At 34.7% G+C, this 919-nt stretch carries 1 protein-coding gene; it reads right to left on the minus strand.

Going from position 1 to position 919, the window contains the following annotated elements:
* Positions 1 to 109 precede the first annotated feature (109 nt).
* Positions 110 to 898 (minus strand): type IV secretion system protein, encoded by a 789-nt coding sequence (locus ACFINH_RS10030; protein WP_375633024.1) that lies wholly within the window; start codon positions 896 to 898, stop codon positions 110 to 112.
* Between the last annotated feature and the right edge of the window lie 21 nt (positions 899 to 919).

Consider the following 919-nt stretch of genomic DNA (forward strand, 5'->3'; position numbering starts at 1 on the left):
TTTATACATTACCTAAGTGTTTTCAGCACGATATCTTGGCTTTGATAAAATCTTTGTGCCTCTCTGAATTGTTCAGAGAGTACTGAACCTTCTACATCGGCTTTTGTTTTCATCGTATGATAGGCATCTCTTTTGCTTCATGGTTAAAAATTTTCATATCAAGTTCGCGTCTTTTCCTTTTGATAAGTGATTTCTCAGCGTTACGTAAATGTGCTACCATTTGTACCTTTATAAATTCATTTTGGATCATGGCTAATGAACCATCGATATGTGCTTGAAGATCTGCAATATCTTTCAGGTTTTCTTTTGTTTGAAGTTCATTAAATAGATTTTTGAGGTATTGAAAACGATTTTCTACGTTTTCAAAACTTTTTAAAGTTATAGCTTTATCTAGTATCGATGCAAATTGTAAACGCTCTGAAATAGTTTTGCCCATTTGATCAAAAGGCCCAGAAACTTTGTTTTCGTCCTCTAGTACCTTTTGATATGATTCTCTTGAAAGCTTATCACTCTTATAGAACGATTCTGGTTCTTTGAGAAAAAAACTAGAAAAGTCTATTTGCTTTGGGTTTGTTTTCTGACTATTTGTTATAGCCTGATAGGTTTTTTCTGTTTGCGAAAGTTGTTCTTTTTTCAACTCAAGCTGTTTTTTAAAGAGCTCAATAATTTCCCCTTTTTTTAATAGCTTAATAAGCTCCAGATATTCCGCTGGTAGAGCAGGTGGTGGCGATGGAGCAGGTGAATTCTGTTTAGTATCTGATTCCGAAAGAATCTGTGCCCTTAAAAGATTTAGCCGCACGTTACCACCTACATGATTTCCATCAACATTGTTTGCATGTGCCAAATTTATCATCCCCAAAAGGGTAATCATTCCTGTTATAATAAATCGCTTTTTCATCTGTCTCCTCGCTTGATTTCG

It is taken from the genome of Bartonella sp. AA74HLJMH (assembly GCF_042197045.1).
GTDB lineage: Bacteria > Pseudomonadota > Alphaproteobacteria > Rhizobiales > Rhizobiaceae > Bartonella.

What these genes read in the sequence shown, in the direction of transcription:
- ACFINH_RS10030 (WP_375633024.1), bottom strand. Translation starts at nt 898, where the DNA reads ATGAAAAAGCGATTTATTATAACAGGAATGATTACCCTTTTGGGGATG.